At 71.8% G+C, this 23,416-nt stretch carries 26 protein-coding genes; 16 read left to right on the top strand and 10 right to left on the bottom strand.

Features of this window, described 5'->3' with window-relative positions; all coding sequences use genetic code 11:
• Nucleotides 1–135 precede the first annotated feature (135 nt).
• Together FJM51_RS06475 and ribA are read right to left on the bottom strand one after the other, a co-directional pair.
• Nucleotides 136–648, bottom strand: a complete 513-nt coding sequence (locus FJM51_RS06475) for a L,D-transpeptidase family protein (RefSeq protein WP_140453310.1) — start codon at nt 646–648, stop codon at nt 136–138.
• A complete protein-coding gene (ribA, locus tag FJM51_RS06480) occupies nt 645–1,727 on the bottom strand; it encodes a GTP cyclohydrolase II (RefSeq protein ID WP_140453311.1) in 1,083 nt (360 codons plus the stop codon). Before ribA ends, FJM51_RS06475 begins: the two co-directional genes overlap by 4 nt.
• Before the next feature lie 173 nt (nt 1,728–1,900).
• Between ribA and FJM51_RS06485 the strand changes: the two genes are divergently transcribed.
• The 3 genes from FJM51_RS06485 to FJM51_RS06495 all read left to right on the top strand — a co-directional run bounded on the left by FJM51_RS06485 (nt 1,901) and on the right by FJM51_RS06495 (nt 4,192).
• Nucleotides 1,901–2,587 carry a response regulator transcription factor gene (locus FJM51_RS06485; protein WP_140453312.1) on the top strand — a complete coding sequence of 229 codons (687 nt, stop codon included), beginning with the start codon at nt 1,901–1,903 and terminating at the stop codon, nt 2,585–2,587.
• Between the two features lie 67 nt (nt 2,588–2,654).
• Nucleotides 2,655–3,446: an exodeoxyribonuclease III gene (locus FJM51_RS06490; protein ID WP_140453313.1), complete on the top strand. Its 792-nt coding sequence runs from the start codon at nt 2,655–2,657 to the stop codon at nt 3,444–3,446.
• Nucleotides 3,446–4,192, top strand: a complete 747-nt coding sequence (locus FJM51_RS06495) for an enoyl-CoA hydratase/isomerase family protein (protein ID WP_181164467.1) — start codon at nt 3,446–3,448, stop codon at nt 4,190–4,192. Before FJM51_RS06490 ends, FJM51_RS06495 begins: the two co-directional genes overlap by 1 nt.
• A 331-nt stretch (nt 4,193–4,523) precedes the next feature.
• Here FJM51_RS06495 and FJM51_RS06500 read toward each other — a convergent pair whose 3' ends face one another.
• Together FJM51_RS06500 and FJM51_RS06505 are read right to left on the bottom strand one after the other, a co-directional pair.
• On the bottom strand, nt 4,524–5,237 hold the full coding sequence (locus FJM51_RS06500; RefSeq protein ID WP_140453315.1) for a response regulator: 714 nt from the start codon (nt 5,235–5,237) through the stop codon (nt 4,524–4,526).
• On the bottom strand, nt 5,234–5,752 hold the full coding sequence (locus FJM51_RS06505; RefSeq protein WP_140453316.1) for a MarR family winged helix-turn-helix transcriptional regulator: 519 nt from the start codon (nt 5,750–5,752) through the stop codon (nt 5,234–5,236). Before FJM51_RS06505 ends, FJM51_RS06500 begins: the two co-directional genes overlap by 4 nt.
• Nucleotides 5,753–5,934: 182 nt before the next feature.
• Between FJM51_RS06505 and FJM51_RS06510 the strand changes: the two genes are divergently transcribed.
• The 3 genes from FJM51_RS06510 to rsfS all read left to right on the top strand — a co-directional run bounded on the left by FJM51_RS06510 (nt 5,935) and on the right by rsfS (nt 8,393).
• On the top strand, nt 5,935–6,819 hold the full coding sequence (locus FJM51_RS06510; protein ID WP_140453317.1) for a branched-chain amino acid aminotransferase: 885 nt from the start codon (nt 5,935–5,937) through the stop codon (nt 6,817–6,819).
• Nucleotides 6,820–6,885: 66 nt separating this feature from the next.
• Nucleotides 6,886–7,869: a nucleoside hydrolase gene (locus FJM51_RS06515; protein WP_140453318.1), complete on the top strand. Its 984-nt coding sequence runs from the start codon at nt 6,886–6,888 to the stop codon at nt 7,867–7,869.
• A 149-nt stretch (nt 7,870–8,018) separates the two neighbouring features.
• Nucleotides 8,019–8,393, top strand: a complete 375-nt coding sequence (gene rsfS / locus FJM51_RS06520) for a ribosome silencing factor (protein ID WP_140453319.1) — start codon at nt 8,019–8,021, stop codon at nt 8,391–8,393.
• A gap of 113 nt (nt 8,394–8,506) precedes the next feature.
• Here rsfS and FJM51_RS06525 read toward each other — a convergent pair whose 3' ends face one another.
• Nucleotides 8,507–9,391, bottom strand: a complete 885-nt coding sequence (locus tag FJM51_RS06525) for a serine hydrolase domain-containing protein (RefSeq protein WP_140453320.1) — start codon at nt 9,389–9,391, stop codon at nt 8,507–8,509.
• 101 nt (nt 9,392–9,492) lie between these two features.
• On the opposite strand from FJM51_RS06525, the gene rlmH reads away from it, so the two are divergent.
• Nucleotides 9,493–9,966, top strand: coding sequence for a 23S rRNA (pseudouridine(1915)-N(3))-methyltransferase RlmH (gene rlmH / locus FJM51_RS06530; protein ID WP_140453321.1), 474 nt, complete (start codon nt 9,493–9,495; stop codon nt 9,964–9,966).
• On the opposite strand, the gene FJM51_RS06535 is transcribed toward rlmH, so the two are convergent.
• Nucleotides 9,951–10,520, bottom strand: a complete 570-nt coding sequence (locus tag FJM51_RS06535; protein WP_140453322.1) for a YqaA family protein — start codon at nt 10,518–10,520, stop codon at nt 9,951–9,953. The two genes, rlmH and FJM51_RS06535, sit on opposite strands and share 16 nt — an antisense overlap.
• Before the next feature lie 261 nt (nt 10,521–10,781).
• Between FJM51_RS06535 and petA the strand changes: the two genes are divergently transcribed.
• From petA to FJM51_RS06550, 3 genes are read left to right on the top strand one after another with little or no spacing between them, the layout of a single operon-like run.
• Complete coding sequence (gene petA / locus FJM51_RS06540) at nt 10,782–11,342, top strand: ubiquinol-cytochrome c reductase iron-sulfur subunit (RefSeq protein ID WP_140453323.1); 561 nt, start codon at nt 10,782–10,784, stop codon at nt 11,340–11,342.
• Nucleotides 11,343–11,361: 19 nt separating this feature from the next.
• Nucleotides 11,362–12,672, top strand: a complete 1,311-nt coding sequence (locus tag FJM51_RS06545) for a cytochrome b (protein WP_140453324.1) — start codon at nt 11,362–11,364, stop codon at nt 12,670–12,672.
• 21 nt (nt 12,673–12,693) lie between these two features.
• A complete protein-coding gene (locus FJM51_RS06550) occupies nt 12,694–13,497 on the top strand; it encodes a cytochrome c1 (RefSeq protein WP_140453325.1) in 804 nt (267 codons plus the stop codon).
• A gap of 97 nt (nt 13,498–13,594) precedes the next feature.
• Here the strand turns inward: FJM51_RS06550 and FJM51_RS06555 are convergent, their stop codons facing one another.
• A complete protein-coding gene (locus FJM51_RS06555) occupies nt 13,595–14,269 on the bottom strand; it encodes a sulfite oxidase-like oxidoreductase (RefSeq protein WP_140453326.1) in 675 nt (224 codons plus the stop codon).
• A gap of 141 nt (nt 14,270–14,410) precedes the next feature.
• On the opposite strand from FJM51_RS06555, the gene aroC reads away from it, so the two are divergent.
• Nucleotides 14,411–15,511 (top strand): chorismate synthase, encoded by a 1,101-nt coding sequence (gene aroC / locus FJM51_RS06560; protein ID WP_140453327.1) that lies wholly within the window; start codon nt 14,411–14,413, stop codon nt 15,509–15,511.
• A 71-nt stretch (nt 15,512–15,582) separates the two neighbouring features.
• Here aroC and FJM51_RS06565 read toward each other — a convergent pair whose 3' ends face one another.
• Nucleotides 15,583–16,824: a class I SAM-dependent RNA methyltransferase gene (locus FJM51_RS06565; RefSeq protein WP_140453328.1), complete on the bottom strand. Its 1,242-nt coding sequence runs from the start codon at nt 16,822–16,824 to the stop codon at nt 15,583–15,585.
• Nucleotides 16,825–16,855: 31 nt separating this feature from the next.
• The gene (locus tag FJM51_RS06570) at nt 16,856–17,641 is read right to left on the bottom strand and encodes an SDR family oxidoreductase (protein WP_140453329.1); all 786 of its coding nucleotides are present in this window, start codon (nt 17,639–17,641) and stop codon (nt 16,856–16,858) included.
• A 270-nt stretch (nt 17,642–17,911) separates the two neighbouring features.
• Here FJM51_RS06570 and FJM51_RS06575 point away from each other — a divergent pair, with 270 nt between their 5' ends.
• The 5 genes from FJM51_RS06575 (at nt 17,912) to lpxK (ending at nt 22,659) form a co-directional block, all read left to right on the top strand.
• The gene (locus FJM51_RS06575; RefSeq protein ID WP_140453330.1) at nt 17,912–19,282 is read left to right on the top strand and encodes a TldD/PmbA family protein; all 1,371 of its coding nucleotides are present in this window, start codon (nt 17,912–17,914) and stop codon (nt 19,280–19,282) included.
• Nucleotides 19,269–20,048, top strand: a complete 780-nt coding sequence (locus tag FJM51_RS06580; protein WP_140453331.1) for a 3'(2'),5'-bisphosphate nucleotidase CysQ — start codon at nt 19,269–19,271, stop codon at nt 20,046–20,048. The genes FJM51_RS06575 and FJM51_RS06580 overlap by 14 nt, the downstream gene beginning before the upstream one ends.
• 83 nt (nt 20,049–20,131) lie before the next feature.
• Complete coding sequence (locus FJM51_RS06585; RefSeq protein ID WP_140453332.1) at nt 20,132–20,362, top strand: DUF4170 domain-containing protein; 231 nt, start codon at nt 20,132–20,134, stop codon at nt 20,360–20,362.
• A gap of 15 nt (nt 20,363–20,377) precedes the next feature.
• Nucleotides 20,378–21,673 (top strand): 3-deoxy-D-manno-octulosonic acid transferase, encoded by a 1,296-nt coding sequence (locus FJM51_RS06590; protein WP_140453333.1) that lies wholly within the window; start codon nt 20,378–20,380, stop codon nt 21,671–21,673.
• Nucleotides 21,673–22,659: a tetraacyldisaccharide 4'-kinase gene (gene lpxK, locus FJM51_RS06595; RefSeq protein ID WP_140453334.1), complete on the top strand. Its 987-nt coding sequence runs from the start codon at nt 21,673–21,675 to the stop codon at nt 22,657–22,659. The genes FJM51_RS06590 and lpxK overlap by 1 nt, the downstream gene beginning before the upstream one ends.
• On the opposite strand, the gene FJM51_RS06600 is transcribed toward lpxK, so the two are convergent.
• Nucleotides 22,656–23,384: a TlyA family RNA methyltransferase gene (locus FJM51_RS06600; protein ID WP_140453335.1), complete on the bottom strand. Its 729-nt coding sequence runs from the start codon at nt 23,382–23,384 to the stop codon at nt 22,656–22,658. The two genes, lpxK and FJM51_RS06600, sit on opposite strands and share 4 nt — an antisense overlap.
• Between the last annotated feature and the right edge of the window lie 32 nt (nt 23,385–23,416).

Raw genomic sequence — 23,416 nt, forward strand, 5'->3', positions numbered from 1 at the left:
CCTGACCGTCCCGCCACTTTGCCGTGTCCCGTCCCGCGGGACAATCCGAAAAACTCCCATGCCGGATTTGTACCTGATTTGTTCCCGCTCGCCAAGCACCGCCCGACGCCGATCCCGGAGCCTTCGCCCGGTTGGTCAACGCCCGGTCACGATCACCCGCGACCGGGGAGTCCAGCGCGCGAGGATCCAGACGAGATCCGCCCCCCGGAAGGCGACGCAGCCGGCCGTCGGCCGCCGCGGCCGCCGCCAGAGATGCAGGAAGATCGCGCTGCCGCGCCCCGGCACGACCGGATGGCGGTTCCAGTCGAGCACGCCGACGAGATCGTACATCGGATCGGCGCGCCGCAGCCGCTCGTGGCACGCCGCGCGCGGCAGGGAAACCGCGGTGTTGTAGGCCGGATCCGCCGGATCGTCGGACCATCCGTCGCGCGGCCCGATCGCCCGGCCGCCCCGGAGCGCCCGCGCGCCCGCCCGCCCGATGGCGCGATCCGGGCGATAGAGCAGCGCCTCGAGCCGATGCGCGCCCGCCGGCGTGACCCCGTCGCCCTCGCTCCGCTTCGCGCCGATCCCGCCCCGGCCCACCGCGCAGGGAAAGCGGCGCCCGGCGAACCGCGCGCCCCAGGGGCCGACGAAAAGATGCGGCGTCACAGCAGATGGCCGCTCTTCGCCGCCTTCACCCGCAGATAATCCTCGTTGAACCGGGTGAGCCCGACGCGCAGCGGCACCCGCTCCGTGACCTCCAGCCCGCAATGCGACAGCATCGCGACCTTGCGCGGGTTGTTCGTCATCAGCCGGACCTTCGAGAAGCCCATCGTCTTCAGGATGTTGGCGCCGAGCCGGAAGTCGCGCTCGTCATCCTCGAACCCCAGCCGGTGGTTCGCCTCCACCGTGTCGAACCCCTCGTCCTGCAGCGCATAGGCCCGCATCTTGTTCGCAAGCCCGATCCCCCTGCCCTCCTGGTTCAGGTAGAGCAGGACGCCCGCCCCCCCGGCGCCGATCTGCGCCAGCGCGGCGCGCAGCTGCGGGCCGCAGTCGCATTTCAGGCTCCCGATCACGTCGCCGGTGAAACAGGCGGAATGCAGCCGGCAGAGCACCGGCTCGGCCCGGTCCGGCGCGCCGATCTCGACCGCGTAATGCTCCTCGCCGCCGTCGCCGGGACGAAAGACGTGCACCCGCCCCGCCTCCGACACTTCGAGCGGCACCCGCGCGGCGGCCACGTCGCGGAGCGGGCCGGGCTCGTCGTGGATGAAGGAGATGTCGAGCGCGCTGATCCCCTCGGCGATCAGCCCCGGCACCTCGCCGGGCGCCACGGGCGCGACGAGCGCCGCGGGCAGGAGCCGCGCCTGTTTCGCGAGCCGGATCGCCGCGCGATGGAGCGCCGCCGAGCCGTCGCGGCGCGTCGCATAGGGGCCCTTCATCGGATAGCGCAGATCGGCCGAGGGATCGGCCGTGGCGCGCACCCAGCCGAGATCGGCGTCGCCGGGCAGGACCACCCGGGCCACGTCGCCATCATAGGCGCGCGCCTTCAGCGTCTCGGCGCGCCAGTCGGAGATCGCGAGATCGACATGGCCCCGCGCGCGCAGCGCGCCGAGCCGCTCCGCCGTCGCCGTCTCCGCGGCGAGGACCAGCGCCGCCGTCTCGCCCTCGATCAGCAGCACGGGCACGCCGAGGCGCAGATCGCCCCTGAGACGGGCGAGCCTTTCGACGGGACCAGGGCCTAGGGTCATTCTGTGGCACCTCCGGAGGGGCGATCGCGGGATCCCTCACATAGTTCCGGACGCGGCGAAGTGAAACAAAACCCTGCCTGGAGACACGGTCGCGTGAGAGGGACGGCGGAAATATTGCGCGAAAGCGGGGGCCAAAACAACTCACCCCCATGAAGACGCGAAGGGAGCGCGAAATGAGCACTCTGAAGAAGATCCTGATGGTCGACGACGACGCCGACCTGCGCGAGGCGCTGGCCGACCAGCTGGTCATGACCGAGGAATTCGACGTGTTCGAGGCCGGGACCGGGGCCGAGGGGCTCGCGAAGGCGGGCGAGCAGCATTACGACCTCGTCATCCTCGACGTCGGCCTGCCCGACATGGACGGGCGCGAGCTCTGCCGGCTGATGCGCAAGCACGACGTCAAATGCCCGATCCTGATGCTGACCGGCCATGTCTCGGACAGCGACACGGTGCTCGGCCTCGATTCGGGCGCGAACGACTACATCGCGAAGCCCTTCAAGCTTCCGGTGCTGCTCGCCCGGATCCGGGCGCAGCTGCGCCAGCACGAACAGTCGGAGGACGCGGTCTTCGGCGTCGGCCCCTACACCTTCAAGCCGGCGGCCAAGATGCTGCTCGACCCGAAGGAGAAGAAGATCCGGCTGACCGAGAAGGAAACCAACATCCTGAAGTACCTCTACCGCGCGAACGACTCGGTGGTGCCGCGCGACGAGCTGCTGCACGAGGTCTGGGGCTACAACGCCGGCGTGACGACCCATACGCTCGAGACGCATATCTACCGGCTGCGGCAGAAGATCGAACCCGACCCGACCAATGCGCGGATCCTGGTGACCGAGCCCGGCGGCTACCGCCTCGTGCCCTGAGGGGGCTTGCCCTCGCCGCGCGGGCCGCTAGAAACTCCGGGCCCAAGCCCGGAGTTCGCACGAGACAATGCCGCTGAAGGTCTGCACCTGGAACATCAACTCGGTGCGCCTGCGCGAGGAACTCGTGCTGCGCCTGCTGCGCGAGGAAGCGCCGGACATCCTCTGCCTGCAGGAGATCAAGTCCCCGGCCGAGAAGGTGCCGCTCGAAGGCTTCCGCGCGCTCGGCTACGGCCATGTCGTGATGCGCGGCCAGAAGGGCTACAACGGAGTGGCGATCCTCTCGCGCGTGCCGATCGAGGACGCGGGCCAGCGCGACTTCTGCGCGATGGGCGACGCGCGCCACGTCGCGGCGCGGCTGCCGGGCGGGGCGGTGATCCACAATCTCTACATCCCCGCGGGCGGCGACATTCCCGACCCGAAGCTCAATCCCAAGTTCCATCACAAGCTGAGCTTCCTCGAGGAGCTGCGCGCCTGGTTCGCCGCCGAGCGGCCCCACGCGGCGATCCTCGTCGGCGATCTCAACATCGCCCCGCGCGAGGACGACGTCTGGAACCACCGCCAGCTCCTCCGGATCGTCTCGCACACGCCGGTCGAGACCGAGGCGATGGAGGCGATGCGCCTCGCCGGGCACTGGGTGGACGTCACGCGCAAGGACATTCCCGACGGGCGGCTCTATTCCTGGTGGTCGTACCGCTCGCCGAACTGGGAGGCGGCGGACAAGGGCCGCCGGCTCGACCATATCTGGGCGACGCCCGACCTGGCCGAACGCTCGGGCGGCAGCCGGATCCTGAAATCCGCCCGCGGCTGGACCCAGCCGAGCGACCACGTTCCCGTCGTCGCGGAATTCGAGGTTTCATGATGATCGACGCCCGTCTGGACGGCCGGACCGGCCGGCTCACGCTGAACCGGCCGGAGGCGCACAACGCGCTCGACGCCGCCGCGCTCGGGGCGCTGCGCGAGACGCTGGAGGCATGGGCGGAGGAGGATCTCCGCGCCCTCGTGCTGACGGGGACGGGCGGGAGCTTCTGCTCCGGCGTGTCGCTCGGCGACGTGGCGGAACTCGATTTCGCGACGGACAACCCGCTGACGCGCCTCTGCGACACGCTGGAGCGGTTTCCCGCCCCGACGATCGCGGCGCTGAACGGCGGGGTCTATGGCGGCGGTGTCGAACTGGCGCTCGCCTGCGACTTCCGCGTCGGGGTGACGGGCATGCGCGCCTTCGCGCCCCCCGCCCGGCTGGGCATCCATTACGAGCCGGCGGGCATCGATCGCGCGATCCAGCGGCTCGGCGCGCAGATGGCGCGGCGGATCTTCCTGCTCGCCGAGGAATTCGAGGCGGAGGCGCTGCTGGCGCACGGCTTCCTCGATCACCTCGTCGCGCCCGAGGCGCTCGACGCGAAGGTGTCCGGGATGACGGCCACGCTGGAAGGGCTCGCCCCGCTCGCCGTGCGCGGCATGAAGCGCACGATCCTCGAACTGACGCGGGGCGCGCTCGACGCCGAGGCCGCCCGGACCCGCGTCGCCGCCTGCTTCGCCTCGGCCGACCACGCCGAGGGGCTCGCCGCTCGGAAGGAACGCCGCGCGCCCCGGTTCGAGGGCCGCTGAGGCGAGCCCTCCGGGCGGTGGCGCCGCGTCTGGCGCTCCGCCCGTGGCAAGGCCGCGCCCGCGGCGCGCTCCGGAACCTTCGCCTCTCGGGGCGCTCCGCCGGAAGCGGCGCGCCACGTCGCATCCGCCGGCTGTTCGGGCCGCCGGGTGCCCGGCGCGCGGCTCGCTTCTTCCCATGTTTCATATGGGCATGAAATCTATCGGGCAGTCCGCGCAGGAGCCGTCAGGCGCCGGAGCGAGGGGCCCCGCCAACAGGCGGGGAGAAAAAGGACTCGCGGCCAAAGCGCCGCTCCGTCCGATCCCGCCACAGGCGGGATCGCCCCCGCCCGGCTCAGTCCGGCGCCAGCATGTAGCCCGAGCCCCGCACCGTCTGCAGATACCGCGGCGCCTTCGGATCGAGTTCGATCTTGCGCCGCAGCCGGGTGATCTGCACGTCGACCGCGCGCTCCTGCGCCTCGGCGATGCCGCCGCCGAGATCCTCGACCAGTTCCTGCCGGCTCACCGGCTCATGCGCCCGCGCGGCGAAGATGCGCATCAGCATCGCCTCGGTCGCGGTCAGCCGGATCGGCTCGCGCCCGCGCCAGAGCTCGCCCCGCGTCAGGTCATAGCGTACCTCGCCGAGCTGCAGGGTCCTCGGCGGCTCGGCCTTCGCCGGCGGCTTCGGCACCCGGCGCAGGATCGCGTGGATCCGGAGCAGCAGCTCGCGCGGCTCGAATGGTTTCGGCAGGTAGTCGTCGGCGCCCGCCTCCAGCCCCTTGATCCGGTCGTCCGCGTCGCCGCGCGCGGTCAGGAGCAGGATCGGCGTCGAGAGATGCTCGCGCAGGCTCGCGGTCAGCCGGAGCCCGTCCTCGCCCGGCATCATCACGTCGCAGACGATGATGTCGAAATCGAGCCCCTCGAGCAGCCGGCGCGCATGGGCCGCGTCGCGCGCGGCGGTCACCCAGAACCCCTCGCGGGTCAGGAACTTGCGCAGGAGCTCGCGGATGCGCGAATCGTCGTCGACGACGAGCACATGCGCCTCCTTGCCGGGTCTCTCCCCGTTCATGGCCGCGCCGCCTCGAGCGAGCGCAGCACCTGTTCGCGCAGTTCCGGATCGATCATCTGCTCCAGCACCTGGCGGAAGCCGTGCACCGCCTCGGGTCCGGCGTTCGAGAAGGCGACGCGCATGCGCCGGCGCTGCGCGGCGGAGAGCTCCTGCTCGAGCTGCCGGCCGGCCTCGGTCAGATAGAGGTTGCGCTGCCGGCGGTCCTCCCGGCCGACGCGACTCGCCACCAGCCGGTCCTCGACGAGCTGGCGCAGGACGCGGTTGAGGCTCTGCTTCGTGACCCGCAGGATGTCGAGAAGCTCGTTGACCGTGAGCCCCGGCCGGCGGTTGATGAAATGGATCGCGCGATGATGCGCCCGGCCGTAGCCGCGCTCCTCCAGCATCCGGTCCGGATCGGCGGTGAAGCCGCGATATGCGAAGAACATCAGTTCGATACCCTGGCGCAGCTGCTCGTCCGTCAGGAACAGGAGCTGCTCGCCCCGGGTCGTGGTCGCGGAATGCCTGCCCTGTGCCATGTCCTGCCTCGCAGCCCCTCGTCGGGCCGCCTTGCTCCTCGGGCGCGCAGTTTATGTCAGACATGTTGACATTCCAAGGGGCGAATGATACCGCCAAGGCCGAAGCCGGGAAAGAAACTGTCGCACGCGGCACCGGCTGCGAAACAAGCTGAAACGAGACTGTGAAATTCTAGGAGCGTATCATGGCTGGGGCGTATGACGACCGCGACGGTGTCATCTGGATGGACGGCGCCTTCGTGCCGTGGCGCGAGGCCAAGGTGCATGTGCTGACCCACGCGCTGCACTATGCGAGCGCCGTCTTCGAGGGCGAGCGGAGCTACGGCGGCAGGATCTTCAAGAGCGCCGAGCACACGACGCGGCTCCTGAACTCCTGCGACCTGCTCGACATGCCGCATCCCTTCTCCTTCGAGGAGATCGAGGCGGCGAAGGCGGCGACGGTCGAGAAGATGAACATGCCGGATTCCTATGTCCGCGCGATCATCTGGCGCGGCTCGGGCGAGGACATGGGCGTGGCGTCGAACCGCAACCCGGTCCATTGCGCGATCGCGGTCTGGGAATGGGGCGCCTATTACGGCGATGCGAAGATGAAGGGCGCCAAGCTCGACATCTCGAAATGGAAGCGTCCGAGCCCGGAGACGATCCCGAGCGCGGCGAAGGCGGCGGGTCTCTACATGATCTGCACCATGTCCAAGCACGCGGCCGAGGCCAAGGGCTGCTCGGACGCGCTGATGATGGACTACCGCGGCTATGTCGCGGAGGCGACCGGCGCGAACGTCTTCTTCGTCAAGGACGGCGAGGTGCACACGCCCGAGCCCGACTGCTTCCTGAACGGCATCACCCGCCAGACGGTGATCGGGATGCTGCGCGCGAAGGGCATCCGCGTGAACGAGCGCCATATCGAGCCGAGCGAGATGGCCGATTTCCAGCAGTGCTGGCTGACCGGCACCGCCGCCGAGGTCACGCCGGTCGGGCAGATCGGCGAGTACAGCTTCGAGGTGGGCGAGCTCACGAAGGAGATCGCGCGCGACTACGAGAAGCTCGTCCGGGGCCAGCTCGTTCCCGCCTGATCCTCCGGACCTTCCGGAAGGGGCCGGCCGCCGTCGCGGCCGGCCTTCCCGTCTCCTGGAGTCGCCATGACCTCCGCGCCCCGCAAGATCATCATCGACACCGATCCCGGCCAGGACGACGCCATCGCGATCCTGCTCGCGCTCGCGAGCCCGGAGCTCGAGGTGCTCGGCCTCACCGCCGTCGCGGGCAACGTGCCGCTCGCGCTGACCGAGCGCAACGCGCGCCGGATCTGCGAACTCGCGGGGCGGAGCGATCTCGCGGTCCACGCCGGCGCGGCCCGGCCGCTCAGCCGGAAGCTCGTCACGGCCGAGGCGGTGCATGGCCGCACCGGGCTCGACGGGCCGGACCTGCCGGAGCCGGTCATGCCGCTCCGCGCGGCCCACGCCGCCGATTTCATCGTCGAGACGCTGCGGCGCGAGGAGCCGGGGGCGGTCACGCTCTGCACGCTCGGCCCGCTCACCAACGTCGCGCTCGCCTTTGCGAAGGCGCCGGAGATCGTGCCGAGGGTGCGCGAGATCGTGACCATGGGCGGCGGCGCCTTCGAGGGCGGCAACACCACGCCGGTCGCGGAATTCAACATCCTCGTCGATCCGCACGCGGCGAAGGCGGTGCTCGGAGCGGCGGGCGCGGCGGGCGTGCCGGTGACGATGATGCCGCTCGACGTGACCCACAAGGCGCTGACGCGGGCGGACCGGATCGCCGCGATCCGCGACCTGCGCACGCCGGTCGGCGACGCGGTGGTCGCGCTGCTCGAATTCTTCGAGCGGTTCGACGAGGCGAAATACGGCACCGACGGCGGGCCGCTGCACGATCCTTGCGTGATCGCCTGGCTGCTCGCGCCCGGGATCTTCGGCGGCGGGCTCGTCAATGTCGAGATCGAGACCGGGTCGGAACTCACGATGGGGCAGACGGTGGTCGACTGGTGGGGCGTCACGACGCGCCCGCGCAACGTCCGCTTCATCCGCGAGATCGACGCCGACGCCTTCTTCTCACTGCTGACCGAGCGGATCGGCCGGCTCCCGCGCGAGGCGGGGCCGAGCCATCCTTGACGCGGCGCCGACGGCCTTCTTGAGAGAAGGGGGCATCCGCGCTACATTATGGGATGTCAGCGCCGGGCGAACGGCGCAAGTCACGGAGGAACAGAAACCTGTCCCAGCACTCCCCGGCGGCCTCGGCCGCGTCCCCCGCGGACAGCTTCATGCCCGCTTCGGGGAAATCCGACGGCGGTTCGCTGCTGTCGACCGTCCTCGCCTCGCTCGAAGACGACAAGGCGGAGGACATCCTCTCGATCCCGCTCGCCGGCAAGTCGGAAATGGCCGATCACATGGTGATCGCCACGGGCCGGTCGTCGCGCCAGGTGGCCGCGATCGCCGAGCATCTCGCCGACCGGCTGAAGCAGGATCTCGGGCTTCTGGTCCGGACCGAGGGCCAGGAACTCGGCGACTGGGTGCTGATCGACGCGGGCGACGTGATCGTCCATGTCTTTCGCCCCGAAGTGCGCGAGTTCTACCAGCTCGAGAAGATGTGGATGCCGCGCGAGGCGGCGAAGCCGACCGCCGCGACCACGGTCTGAGCCAGGCCGGCGCCGCTCCGTCCGGGCGGCGCCCCGATCCCCCGCCCCCCGGCGCCTCGGGAGCCGGAGATGCGCGGGCAGGCCTGCGCGCCCGATCCGCCTGTCCCGGCGCCTCACAGGCGCGCCGCGATCCCGGCGGCGTCGGATTCCGGCCCGCCCGGATCGGTTCCCTCGGCGAAACACGCGACAGTGACGGGATCCGGCCGATCCGGAAAGTGATAGACCGCGCAGGTCCCGAACGGCCCGCCGCCCGAATGGCCGATCGCGCGCCCGGCCTTCCCCATCCTTCCGATCATCAGCCCGAGGCCATAGCCATGCTCCGTCCAGGGCCGCCCCGGCACGGCGTCGCCGAGGCGGCGCGGCGCGCGCATCGCCCGCCATGCCTCGGCGCCGAGCAGCTGGCCGGAGACGAGGCCGCGCAGCAGCATCGCGGCGTCGCGCGCGGAGCCGATCAGGCAGCCGTGATAGACCCATCCCGGATGGTAGCTGGCCGCGGCGCGCCAATGCACGCGCGAGAAGGCCGCGCGCGTGGTCGCGAGTTCGACGCTTCCGAGGCCGAGCGGCCGGAGGATCATCTCGTCGAGCAGGCTCGCGAGGCTCCGGCCCGTCGCCGCCTCGAGATGCTCGCGGGCGAACATGTAGCCGATGTTGGAATAGGCCCAGCCCTCACCCGGCGCGAAGAGCGGCCCGCCCGCCAGCGCCGCGCCGAGGAGCCTGTCGCGCGGCCAGGGATCCTCGCCCGCCGCGACGGCGCGGTGATAGGCGGCGAGGGCGCCGTAGTCCGGCAGCCCGGCGGTATGGGCGAGAAGCTGCCGCGGCGTGTAGCCGGTGCCCTCGAGCGGCGCGTCGAGATCGATCGTGCCACGTTCGTGGAGCCCCAGCGCGCGGATGGCGATCGCGGTCTTGGTGAAGCTCCACCAGGGGAAGATCAGGGTCGGGTCGCCCCGGACGTGCTCCCGGCCGCTTTCGGTGATCGCGAAGGCGTGGCTCTCCGGCATCCGCGTGGCCTAGCACGGATGGCGGGGCGGAGACAGCGCGGCGGCGCGAACGTCTCGACAAGCCGGCCGGCGCGGCCGATCATGAGAACAGGGAGGCCAACATGCGGGTCCATATCCTCGCCATCGGCCGGTTGCGCGGCGGGCCGGAGGCGGCGCTGATCGAAGACTATCTCGGCCGGTTCGACCGAACGGGCCGGGCCCTCGGGCTCGGGCCGGCGCGCGTCGTCGAACTCGAGGACCGCAAGGGCGGCGGCCCGGAGGCCGAGGCCGCGCTGATCGAGGCGGCGCGGCCCAGGGGCTCGCTCCTCGTCGCGCTCGACGAGCGGGGGCAGATGATGACCTCGCCCGAATTCGCGACCAGCCTCGCGCGCTGGGCCGAGACCGGGACGCGCGACCTCGCCTTCGCGATCGGCGGCGCGGACGGGCTCTCGGGGGGGATGCGCGACCGGGCGGACTACCTGCTCTCGCTCGGGCACATGGTCTGGCCGCACATGCTGGTCCGGGTGATGCTCTGCGAGCAGCTCTACCGCGCCGCATCGATCCGCGCGGGCGGCCCCTATCACCGGGGTGGCTGATCGCCCGGGCGCGCCATCGGCGCCGGGTGCCCGTGGTGCCGCTTGTGGAACCAGTGCGCCACCCGGTCGCCGAAGAGATAGACGAGCAGCGCGACGCCGAAGTTGCGCGCGCCCCGCGCGAGCAGCACGGCGACGGTGAAGCTCAGCGTCGGCACGCCGAAGGCGCCCGCGCCGATCATCAGGATCTGCGTCGGCAGCGGCGTGAAGCCGAGCGCCACCACCGCCCAGAAGCCCCATTCCTGCAGGAACTGCTCGGCGTCGCGGAACTGCGCCTGCCAGCCCATCCAGGCGATCAGCGGCGCGCCGATCTGCTCGTAGGCGAGCGCCCCGATCGCGAATCCGGTGATCGCCGAGGCGAAGAACCCGGCGAGCGCGATCGCGGGGATGAGCCAGAGGATGTCGCGGCGAAGCTGCATGAAGGGAACGATCACCGCCTCGATCGGGATCGGCAGGATCGCGCCTTCGAGATAGGCATAGCCGAACAGCGCCGGAAGAGCGAAACGCCGATGCACGACGCGATGGAGGAATTCGCGCGGGTCGCGCAACCACTTCATGAGCAGGCTCCGGCCGCCCGTCTCGATGCCCGGGCCGCTGGCGACTTAATCCTTCCGGCCGCCCGTGCCAAGGCTTCCGGACCGATCGGGGCGGGACGGAGACCGGTTCCGCCCTCTCCGCGCGATGTGCGCCGCGGCGCAAAGTCGCTGGACCGACGGCTGGTTCCGTTCTAAACGGCTGGGATACCCGACCGAATGGAGGCATCCGGCGGAGGGATCGAATTGCGCTCCCTCGCGCGGGGTAAGGCAAGGAGAAGGCGTGTGGCCCATGTAGACGAACCATCCGGAACGCGGCGCGATTTCCTTTACGTCGCCACCGGCGCGGCGGGTGCGATCGCCACCGGAGCCGCCGTCTGGCCGCTCATCAACCAGATGAACCCCAGCGCGGATGTGCAGGCGCTCGCCTCGATCCAGGTCGACATCTCGGGGGTCGAGACCGGCAGCCAGCTGACCATCAAGTTCCTCGGCAAGCCGGTCTTCATCCGCCGCCGCACCGCCGAGGAGATCGAGGCCGGCCGCGCCGTGGAGATATCCGAGCTCGTCGACCCGACGGCCGAGAACGAGAACCTGACCCCCGACGCGCCCGCGACCGACCAGAATCGCACGCTCGACGAGGCGGGCGAATGGCTGATCATGACCGGCGTCTGCACCCATCTCGGCTGCGTGCCGATCGGCGAGGCCGGGGACTTCGGCGGCTGGTTCTGCCCGTGTCATGGCTCGCACTATGATACCGCCGGCCGCATCCGCAAGGGTCCGGCGCCCAGGAACCTGCACATCCCCGTGATGCGCCGCGTTTCCGATACCGTGGTCGAACTGGGCTGAGCGGAACGAGGGAGAGAAAATGTCTGGAATTCCGCACGACCATTACGAGCCCGAGACAGCGGCGGAGAAATGGGTCGAGAGCCGCGTGCCGGTGATCGGCCTCGCGCATGCGACGCTGACCATTCCGACGCCGAAGAACCTGAACTGGATGTGGATCTGGGGCATCGTGCTCGCGTTCTGCCTCGCGCTCCAGATCGCGACCGGCATCGTGCTCGCGATGCACTACACGCCCCATGTCTCGCTCGCCTTCGCCTCCGTCGAGCACATCATGCGCGACGTGAACGGCGGCTGGGCGCTGCGCTACGTCCATGCGAACGGCGCCTCGCTCTTCTTCTTCGCGGTCTACTGCCACATCTTCCGGGGCATCTACTACGGCTCCTACAAGACCCCGCGCGAGATCACCTGGATCATCGGCATGCTCATCTACCTGCTGATGATGGGCACGGCCTTCATGGGCTACGTGCTGCCCTGGGGGCAGATGTCCTTCTGGGGCGCGACCGTGATCACCGGCCTCTTCGGCGCGATCCCGGTGGTGGGCGAGCCGATCCAGACGCTGCTCCTCGGCGGGCCGGCGGTCGACAACCCGACGCTGAACCGCTTCTTCTCGCTGCACTATCTGCTGCCCTTCGTGATCGCGGGCCTCGTGATCGTCCACATCTGGGCCTTCCACACCACCGGCAACAACAACCCGACCGGGGTCGAGGTGCGGCGCACGTCGAAGAAGGAGGCGGAAGCCGACACGCTGCCCTTCTGGCCCTATTTCGTGATCAAGGACCTCTACGCGCTCGTCTTCGTGCTGGTGGTCTTCGCCGCGATCGTGGGCTTCATGCCGAACTTCCTCGGCCACCCCGACAACTACGTCGAGGCGAACCCGCTGCAGACGCCCGCGCATATCGTGCCGGAATGGTACTTCCTGCCCTTCTACGCGATGCTCCGGGCGATCACCTTCGACATCTGGTTCATCGACTCGAAGCTCGGCGGCGTGATCGCGATGTTCGGCTCGATCATCCTGCTCGTGCTGCTGCCCTGGCTCGACACGAGCGCGGTGCGCTCGGGCCGGTACCGTCCGATGTTCAGGATCTGGTTCTGGCTGCTGGTCGTCGATTTCGTGCTGCTGATGTGGTGCGGCTCGCAGCCCGCGGAGCAGCCCTACATCATCATCAGCCAGCTCGCGACGCTCTACTGGTTCGCCTTCTTCCTGGTGATCATGCCGCTCCTCGGCGTGATGGAGAAGCCGGAGACCCCGCCCGCGACGATCGAGGAGGATTTCGCGGCCCACTACAGCCCGGCGACCGGCGGAACCACGCTGGTCGGAAACCCGGCGGAATAAGACGAGCGAGGGACAGAGCCAATGCAAGCCAAGACCATTCTCGTCCGTCTCGCGGGCCCGGCGCTGATCGCGCTCGGCCTCGTCGCGACGCCCGCGATGGCCGCGGAGGAGCCGGAGATCACCGACTTCTCCTTCTCCTTCGAAGGACCGTTCGGCCGGTTCGACCAGTCGCAGCTGCAGCGCGGGCTGCAGGTCTACACGGAAGTCTGCTCGGCCTGCCACGGGCTGAAGTTCGTGACCTTCCGCACCCTGGCCGATCCCGGCGGCCCGGCGCTGAGCGAGGAGGCGATGCGCGCCTTCGCGGCCGAGCATACCGTCACCGACGCCACGACGGGCGAGGACCGGCCGGCGACGCCGACCGACCATTTCCCGATGTCCTCGCTCCCGAACGCGCCGGACCTCAGCCTGATGGCCAAGGCCCGCGCCGGCTTCCACGGGCCGATCGGGCTCGGGATCAACCAGATCCTGTTCGGCATGGGCGGCCCGGAGCACATCGCCTCGATCGTCAACGACTTCACCGGCGAGGAGAAGGAAGAGGCGGGCGTGACGCTCTACGGCAACCACGCCTTCCCGGGCGGCTGGATGGCGATGGCGCCGCCGCTCTCCGACGACCAGGTGGAATACGCCGACGGCACGCCCGCGACGGTGGAGCAGATGGGCGAGGACGTGGCCGCCTTCCTGATGTGGACGGCGGAGCCGCACCTGATGGCGCGCAAGCAGGCGGGTCTCGTCGCGGTGCTGTTCCTCGCGCTGCTCTGCGTGCTGCTCTACTTCACCAACAAGAAGATCTGGTCGCCCTTCAAGGGTGGCAAGAAGCGGGCCTGACCCCAGGCCGGCCCGACGGCATCAAGGCCCCGCCCGACCGGCGGGGCCTTTTCGCTTGGCGGCGATGCCCCGCCCGCTCCTCCGCGCGCCGGCCCGGTCAGTCCCCGGCGTAGCGCTCCTCCGCCCAGGGATCTCCGCGCATGTGATAGCCGTTGCGCTCCCAGAAGCCCGGCGCGTCATGGGCGCGGAACTCGATCCGGCGCAGCCATTTCGCGCTCTTCCAGAAATAGAGCCGCGGCAGCACGAGGCGCATCGGCCCGCCATGCTCAACCGTGAGCGGCGCGCCCTGCCAGTGGGTCGCGAGGATCGCATCCGCCGCGGCGAAATCGGCGAGCGTCAGGTTCGTCTCGTAGCCGTCGTGGCTCGTCAGCATCACCGCCCCCGCTTCCCCGTCAGGCTGGACGAGGTCGAGCAGGTCCCGCGTCAGCACGCCGCCCCAGTCGTTGTCGTAGCGCGACCAGGTGGTGACGCAGTGGATGTCCGAACGGGTCTCGCTCCGGGGCAGCGCGCTGAAAGCCGCCCAGTCGAGCGTGACGGGATTGCCGACCATGCCCCGGATGTCGAGCCGCCAGGCCGTGAGCGGCACCTCGGGCTGTTCGCCGAGATCGAGCACCGGCCAGTCCCGCACCAGATGCTGGCCCGGCGGCAGCCGCTCGGCCTCCGGCCGGCCGTGCTGGCCGGTCAGGAAGCGGCCCTGTTCCGCCCAGGCACGCTTGGTCCGGGTGAGCTTGGTCTCGGGGGGCGTTTCGGCGGGCGTCTGGTCGTCGGACATCGGGCCTCGCTCCTGCATCCTGCGGGCCGCGATGGTTCCAGAGTCCCGCGCGGCTGTAAAGCGGCGGCGCGAGGCCCGGGGCTTTTCGCGGCCCCGCCCGCGCGCTAAGGGGAGGCGCCCGCGCAGAGGAGGAACGCCCCCATGTCGATCAACGGTTTCGGCCATCTGTTCCGCGTCACCACCTGGGGCGAGAGCCACGGGCCGGCGCTCGGCTGCGTCGTCGACGGCTGCCCGCCGGGCGTGGCGCTGTCGGAAGCGGCGATCCAGCCCTGGCTCGACGCGCGCAAGCCCGGCACCAGCCGCTTCACCACCCAGCGGCGCGAAGCCGACGCGGTCGAGATCCTCTCCGGCGTCTTCGAGGGAAGGACCACCGGCACGCCGATCAGCCTGATGATCCGCAACACCGACCAGCGCTCGAAGGACTATGGCGACATCGCCGAGAAGTTCCGGCCGGGCCACGCGGACATCACCTATTTCCAGAAATACGGGATCCGCGACTATCGCGGCGGCGGCCGGTCCAGCGCGCGGGAGACGGCGGCGCGGGTCGCCGCGGGCGGGGTCGCCCGGGCCGCGCTGGCGGAACTCGTCCCCGGGCTGCGGATCCGGGGCGCGATGGTGCGGATGGGGGCGATGGCGATCGATCCCGCCGCCTGGGACTGGGAAGAGGTCGGGGCGAATCCGTTCTGGTGCCCCGACAAGGGCGCGGCCGCGGACTGGGCCGACTATCTCGACCAGCTGCGCAAGTCCGGCAATTCGATCGGCGCGGTGGTCGAGATCCGCGCCGAGGGCGTGCCGCCCGGCCTCGGCGCGCCGGTCTACGGCAAGCTCGACACCGAGATCGCCGCGGCGATGATGTCGATCAACGCGGTCAAGGGGGTGGAGATCGGCGCGGGCTTCGCCTCGGCGGAACTGACCGGCTCGGAGAACGCGGACGAGATCTTCATGGGCAACGACGGCCCGCGCTATTCCTCGAACCACGCGGGCGGCATTCTGGGCGGCATCTCGACCGGGCAGGAAATCGTCGCGCGCTTCGCGGTGAAGCCGACGAGTTCGATCCTGACGCCGCGGCGCACGATAACGAAGTCCGGCGAGGAGACCGAGATCGTGACCAAGGGGCGCCACGATCCCTGCGTCGGCATCCGCGCGGTGCCGGTGGGCGAGGCGATGATGGCCTGCGTCCTGCTCGACCATCTCCTGCTCCATCGCGGCCAGGTCGGCGACCGCGGCGGCCGGATAGCGTAGGGCGGACATCTGTCCGCCACCCCCCGGCCCGCCATCCCGCGCCGCGCCTCTCCGGCGGACCGAGGTCCGCCCTACCGGGTGAGGGCCGCCGCGATCTCGACATGGCCGGACCAGCGGAACTGGTCCACGACCTGGACCCAGTCGAGCCGGTAGCCGCCCTCGGCGAGGATCGCCACGTCGCGTGCGAAGGTGACGGGATCGCAGGAGACCATCGCGACCCGGCGCACGCGGGAGGCCGCGAGCGCGCGCGACTGCGCCTCCGCCCCGGCGCGGGCGGGATCGAGCACCACCGCCTCGAACGCGTCGAGTTCCGCGCCGGTCAGCGGCCGGCGGAAGAGGTCGCGCCGCTCGGTCGTCACGCGACGCAGGCCCCGCGCCTCGCGCCAACCCCGGTCGAGCGCGGCCAGCGCCGGCGCGGAATTCTCCACCGCGCGCACCTCCGCCCCCTCGGCGAGCGGCAGCGAGAAGGTGCCGCAGCCCGAGAAGAGATCCGCGACCCGCCGCGCGCCGCCGGCCGCCTCCAGCACCGCGCCCGTCAGCGCCGCCTGTCCCTCCGCCGTCGCCTGCAGGAACCCGCCCGGCGGCGGCGTCACCCGCGCGGCGCCGAAGGCCTGCCAGGGCGGGCGGCGCAGCGCCACCGTCTCGCCGTTCCAGCTCAGCCGCGCGAACTCGCCCGCCTCCGCCAGCCGCGCCGCCGCGACGAGCCCCGCCCCATCGAGCGGCTTCGCCTCGCGCACGTCGAGATCGAGCCCGCCCTCCGAGCTCGTGAGCGCGAGCCGGATCGTCCCGCCCCGCCCCGCGCCGAGCGCGGTGAACTCGGCGAGGAGCGGCTTGGCCGCGAGCAGTTCGGGCCGGATCAGCGGGCATTCGATAATATCGACCACCGCCTCCGACCGGCGCGCGTGAAAGCCGAGCGCGACGGTCTTGCGCGTCCGCCGCCCGGCGAAGCTCGCGCGCCGGCGGGAGCGCGCCGGCGAGGTCGCGACCGGCCGGAACGGCGCCGAAAGGCCGTGGCGGGCGAGCGCCACCTCGACCGTCTCCCGCTTCCAGCGCGCGAGGAAGGCGTCGGAGGCATGTTGCAGCGCGCAGCCGCCGCAGGTTCCGAAATGCCGGCAGGGCGGCGTCACGCGCTCCGGCGCGGCCTCGACGATCTCGTCCGGAACGAGTATCCCGTCGACGGGCAGGCCCCTCACCCGCTCGCCGGGCAGGGCGAAGGGCACGGTGAGCGCCGCCTCGCCGCCCGCGACGCCCTCGCCCGCGCGGTTCAGCCGCTCGACGCGCGCCTCGCGCGGTGCCTCGCCCGCCTCCGTCATGCCCCGCTCCCCCCGCGGATCCCCGGCCGCCTCAGCGGCGGGGCGGCGCCGCGCCCTCGAGGCCGATCCGCGCGCGCATCTCGGGATCGCGGAGCGAGATCTCCTCGCCCGCGAAGGCCGCCGCCGCGTCGGTGCAGAGCCAGACCAGCGCCTTCGCCGGATCCTCGGGCGCCGCGTGGCTCGCGAAATCCATCTGGCTCACCGGGTTGATGCCCGAGGCCTTGATCCGGCGCTGCATGTCGGTCGCGACCGTGCCTGGCGAGAGGCCGAAGACGCGGATCCCGTGCCCCTTCATCTCGAGATGGGCGCAGCGCGTCAGCATCGCCACCCCCGCCTTTCCGGCGCAATAGGCGCTCCAGCCCTCCAGCGGATTGCGCGCGGCGCCGGAGCTGAGGTTCACGATCACCCCCCGCCCGCGCGCCCGCATCGCCGGGAGGGCGGCGCGCATCCCGTGATAGATCCCCTTCAGATTGACGTCGATGTGATGCGACCACTCGCCCGGATCGCCGGTCGCGAGCGGGGCGATCGGGTCGATCATGCCGGCGTTGTTGATGAGCGCGTCGAGCCCGCCCAGCCAGTCCGCGGCGTGGCCGATCGCCGCCTCCACCTGGGAATAGCGCGCCACGTCGCAGGTCATCGCCTCGACCCGCGCGCCGCCGGCGCGCAGCTTCTCCGCGAGCGCCGTGAGCCCCTGCGACGAGCGTGCGAGCAGGAGCAGGCTCGCCCCCTCCGCCGCCATCGCCTCCGCCGCCGCCGCGCCGATCCCCCGGCTCGCGCCGGTGATCACGATCGTCTTGCCGGCCAGCCTGTCGCCCATGGGTATTCTCCTTCGATCCGCGGGGCCGATAAAGGCGCGGGGATACCCGGAACGCAACCCCGCCATCGGAACCGGCTCGCGGTTGTCTCCCCGGGCGGAAGGGATTACCTCTGCCAGGTCCCGTCCTGCCAAAGGTACCGCGCATGCCGCCCGAAGTCACGCAAGGGCTTGTGATCCCGGAGTTCCGCGCCGGCCTGCCCGGCGCCGGACGCGGGCTCTCCGCCAGGGGCGCCGGGCGCGCCCTTCCCACCCCGCCGAGGATTTCCTGACATGGCCCCCGATACCGCCCGCGACGCGGGCCCAGACCTGACGCTGCTGACCGAGGCGCTGCTCGACGCCGCCCGGACCGCGGGCGCCGACGCCGCGGACGCGATCGCCGTCCAGGGCGAGAGCCTCTCCGTCGGCGTGCGCGACGGCGCGCTGGAACAGGCGGAACGGTCCGAGGTCGTCGACATCGGGCTTCGCGTGCTGATCGGCCAGCGCCAGGCCTGCGTCTCGTCGAGCGACATCCGCCCGGACACGATCGCCGCGATGGCCGAGCGCGCCGTCGCCATGGCGCGGGAGGCGCCCGAGGATCCCTGGTGCGGCCTCGCCGAGCCCGAGGAGATCGCGCTGGAATGGGATGCCGAGGGGCTCGACCTGATCGACCACGTGCATCTGCCCGGCCCCGAGGACCTGCGCGCCGCCGCGCTGACCGCGGAGGCGGCGGCCCGCGCCGTGCCCGGGGTGAGCCGGATGGACAGCGCCGGGGCGAGCTGGGGTGCGAGCCGCTTCCATCTCGCCGCCAGCAACGGCTTCTCCGGCGGCTACGGCCGCACCCACCACGGGATCGAGGCGGTGGCGATCCAGGGCGAGGGTCTCGCGATGGAGCGCGACTACGCCTATGACTCGCGCACCCATTTCACCGACATGGAGGATCCCGAGACCATCGGGCGGCGCGCCGGCGAGCGGGCCGTGGCGCGCGGGGGCGCGCGCAAGCCGCCGACCGGCGCCTTCCCGGTGGTCTTCGACGAGCGCGTGGCCCAGACGCTGATCGGCCATCTCGTCCAGGCCGCGAACGGCGCCAGCGTCGCGCGCGGCTCGAGCTGGCTGCGCGACGCGATGGACACGCCCGTGCTGCCCGAGGCCTTCGACCTCATCGAGGATCCCCACCGCCCGCGCGTCGCCGGATCGCGTCCCTTCGACGCCGAGGGCATCCTCGCGCGCCGCCGCGCCATCGTCGCGGGGGGCGCGCTGCGCTCCTGGACGCTCGACCTCGCGACCGCGCGCCAGCTCGGCCTCGCGACCACCGGCAACGCGAGCCGCGGCACCTCCGCCCCGCCCTCGCCCGGTCTCTCGAACCTCGCGCTCACGCAGGGGACGGCCAGCCGCGACGAGCTGATCGCCGCCATGGGCACCGGGCTCATCGTCACCTCGCTCATCGGCGCCTCGATCAACCCGACCACCGGCGACTATTCGCGCGGCGCCGGCGGCTTCTGGGTCGAGAAGGGCGAGATCGTCCATCCGGTGAACGAATGCACCATCGCCGGCAACCTGCGCGAGATGCTGGGCTCCATCGTCGCGGCGAACGACGCGCGGACGCACCTGTCGCGCGTGGTGCCGAGCCTGCTCCTCGAAGGGATCGTCATTGCCGGCGACTGATCTCGCGCTCATCACCGAGGCGGCCGAGGCGGCGGGCGAGATCGCGCGCCGCCATTTCAACGCCGCCCCCCGGACCTGGGAGAAGCCGGGTGGCTTCGGACCGGTGACCGAGGCCGATCTCGAGATCGACGCGATGCTCCACGAGCGGCTGCTCGGCGCGCGACCCGGTTACGGCTGGCTGTCGGAGGAGAGCCCGGACGATCCGGCGCGGCTCGAGGCCCGGCGCGTCTTCGTGCTCGACCCGATCGACGGCACGCGGGCCTTCATCGCCGGGCAGAAGGGCTGGGCGCATTCGATCGCCGTCGCCGAGCGGGGCGAGATCGTCGCCGCCGTGGTCCACCTGCCGATGCTCGGGCGCACCTACGCCGCCCGCCTCGGCCATGGCGCGACGCTGAACGGCCAGCCGATCGCGGCGAGCGGGCGCGAGGCGCTCGACGGCGCGCGGCTGCTCGCGACCAGCGCGACGATGGATCCGGGGCGCTGGGTCGGGCGCGCGCCGGAATTCGACCGGCACTTCCGCCCCTCGCTCGCCAACCGCGTCTGCCTCGTCGCCGAGGGCCGTTTCGACGCGATGCTGACGCTGCGCCCGACTTGGGAATGGGACGTCGCGGCGGGCGACCTGATCGCGCGGGAGGCCGGCGCCGCCGTCGCCACCGCGACCGGCGCGGCGCCGCGCTACAACGCGCCCGATCCGCGCCTGCCCGGCTTTCTCGCCGCCGCCCCGGCGCTCCGCGCGCCCCTCCTGCGGCGGCTCGCGGCCGACTGAGAGGGCTTCTCGCGGGCGCGGCATTGATTTCGCGGCCGCGTTGTCTAAGCTTGGCCAACCCCTTCCAAGAGCAAGGACGCTCCATGGCCCAACTGTTGCATCTCGTGTTCGGCGGCGAACTGACCGATACGCGCGGAACCGAATTCCGCGACGTGGACGCGATTGATATCGTGGGAATTTTCCCGAACTACGCGACCGCCTACGCCGCCTGGAAGGCGAAGGCGCAGGGTACGGTCGACAACGCGCAGGTCCGCTATTTCATCGCGCATCTGCATCGGCTACACGACGAGCCGAAACCCGCCCCCGGCGGCTGACAGCTCTGAGGGATCATGGCCTCCGTCGCGCCCCGCTCGGCCCTGCTTGGCCTCTACCTCTTCGTGTCGCGACGCCTCGGCCGGGTGACCCTGCGCCTGCTCGCCCGGCGCAAGGCGGAGGGCAAGGAGCATGGCGAGCGCATGCCCGAGCGCATGGGGATCGCCGGGACGCCCCGGCCCGACGGGCGGCTCGTCTGGTTCCACGCGGCCTCGGTCGGCGAGGCCGCCTCGCTCCTCGAACTGCTGCGCCGGCTGCAACTCGCCCGTCCCGAGGTCACCACGCTCGTCACCACCGTGACGGTGACCTCGGAGCGCTTCCTCGAGGAACGCCTGCCGCCGGGCTGCGTCCACCAGTTCGCCGCCGCCGACGTGCTGCCCTGGGTCGAGCGTTTCCTCGACCACTGGCGCCCGGATGTCGCGGTCTGGACCGAAAGCGAACTCTGGCCCGCGACGCTCTACGCGACCTCCGCCCGCGGCGCGGCGATGCTGCTCATCAACGCGCGGATCTCGCACCGGAGCTACCGGCGCTGGCGCCTCGTCCGCGGCCTCTCCCGCGCGCTGCTCGGCCGCTTCGACCGGATCCTCGCGCAGGACGATCTCGCCGGCCAGCAGCTGATCGCGCTCGGCGCCGATCCGGAGCATCTGAGCGTCACCGGCAGCCTGAAGGAAGGCGCGGCGCCCCTGCCCCATGACGAGGCCGAGCGGGTGGCGATCGCCCGCGCCTTCGCCGGCCGGCCGGTCTGGCTCGCCGCCTCGACCCATCCGGGCGAGGAGGAGGCCGCGATCGCCGCGCATCTGACCGCGCGCCGCGGCCTGCCGATGCTGGCGCTGATCCTCGCGCCGCGCCATCCCGTCCGGGGCGACGAGGTGGCCGCGCTCCTGCGCGCGCGCGGACTCACGGTCGCCCAGCGTTCGAAGGGCGAGAAGATCGGGGCGGAGACGGATGTCTATCTCGCCGACACGCTCGGCGAGATGGGGCTCTGGTACCGGATCGCCTCGGTCAGCTTCATCGGCGGCAGCCTGGTCGAGGTGGGCGGGCATAATCCGTTCGAACCCGCGCTCCTCGGCAGCGCGATCCTCTACGGGCCGCATGTGCGCAACTTCGCCGACGCCTATGCGCGGCTGAAGGCCGCCAACGCCGCGATCGAGGTGACCGACGCCGAGGAACTCGGCCGCGAACTCGCGACCGCGCTCGCCCCCGACCGCGCGGCGGCGATGGCGGCGAATGCCTGGGCCGCCTGTTCCGAGGGGGCCGAGGTCACCGACACGGTTCTCGAGACGATCACCGCCCTGCTCGACCGGCCGCGCTGATGCGCGCCCCGCGCTTCTGGGGCAATCCGCCCGCGCGGCCGGGCTGGCAGGCGCGGCTGCTCGCGCCGCTCGCCTGGCTCTGGGCGGCGGCGACCGCGCGGCGCCTCGCCCGAGGCGCGCGCGCGCGCGTCGGCGCGCCGGTGATCTGCGTCGGCAACATCACCGTCGGCGGCAGCGGCAAGACGCCGACCGTCATGGCGCTCGTCGAACGGCTGACCGCGCGGGGCCGGAAACCGCATGTGATCTCGCGCGGACATGGCGGAAGCCTCGAAGGCCCGCTCCTGGTGGACGAGCGGCGGCATACCGCGGCCGAGGTCGGCGACGAGCCGCTGCTCATCGCCCCCTTCGCCCCGGTCTGGATCGGCGCCGACCGCGCCGCCTCGGCCGCCGCCGCCGTCGCCGCGGGCGCGGACGCGCTGGTGATGGACGACGGTTTCCAGAACGCCGGGCTCGCGCAGGATCTCGCCATCGTCGTGGTCGACGCCGAATACGGTTTCGGCAACGGCCGCGTGCTGCCGGCCGGACCGCTCCGCGAGCCGGTCGCGGCCGGCCTCGCCCGCGCCGATCTCCTGCTCGCCGTCGGTCCGGAAGCGGCCCGCGCGCGTTTCGCCCGCGACTGGCCGGCCCGCGTTCCGCTGCTCGGCGCGGAGCTTCGCCCGCTCGCGACCGGAATGGACTGGACCGGGCTGCGCGCGCTGGCCTTCGCGGGGATCGGCCGGCCGGAGAAGTTCTTCGCCACGCTGAGGGCGCGGGGGGCCGAACTGGTCGCGACCCGCGCCTTCGACGATCACGCGCACTACGATCCGCGCCTGCTCGCGCGCCTCAGGGCCGAGGCGAAGGCGCTCGGCGCGCAGCTCGTCACCACCGAGAAGGACGCCGCGCGCCTGCCGCCCGCGCTCCGCGCCGGGGTGCTGGCGCTGCCGGTACGGCTCGCCTTCGCGGATCCGGCCCCCCTCGACGCCGCGCTGGACCGGCTCGGCCTCTAGCCCTTTCGCGCCGCGATCAGGTACTCCGTATTGCCGTCGCCGCCGAGGATCGGGCTTACCTCCTCGCCGATGACGCGCCAGCCCGTTCCGGTCAGGAAATCGCGCACCGCCGCCCGGGCGCGCGCGACCGCCTCCGCGTCGCGCACGATCCCGCCCTTGCCGACGAAGGCGGGGCCGACCTCGAACTGCGGCTTCACCAGCGCCACCAGCACCGCGCCCGGCCGCGCCAGCGCCAGCGCCGGGGGCAGCGCCTTGGCGAGCGAGATGAAGGAGAGGTCGGAGACGACGAAATCGGGCGGCGGCGCGTGCTCCGGCCCGAGGTCGCGGGCGTTCAGCCCCTCGATCGCCCGGAGCCTCGGCTCGGCCCGCAGCGCCGGGGCGAGCTGGCCATGCCCGACATCGACCGCCCAGACCTCCGCCGCGCCGCGTTCGAGCAGCACCTGGCTGAACCCGCCGGTCGAGGCGCCGAGATCGAGCGCCACCGCACCCGCCGGATCGAGCCCGAAGGCATCGAGCGCGTGGACGAGCTTCAGCGCCGCGCGGGAGACATAGGGCAGCGGATCGCCGGTCAGCGCCAGCGCCGCCTCGGGCCCGACCTTGCGCGCGGGCTTGCGCTCCACCGCGCCGTCGACCGTCACCACGCCGGCGGCGATCAGCGCCTGGGCCCGCGCCCGGCTCTCCGCGAGGCCGCGCGCGACCAGCGCCTGGTCGAGCCGCGCGCTCATCGGAAGTATCCGGGCGAGGCGCGGAGGGACGG

Origin of the sequence: Amaricoccus solimangrovi (assembly GCF_006385685.1) — a bacterium.
Lineage (GTDB): Bacteria > Pseudomonadota > Alphaproteobacteria > Rhodobacterales > Rhodobacteraceae > Amaricoccus > Amaricoccus solimangrovi.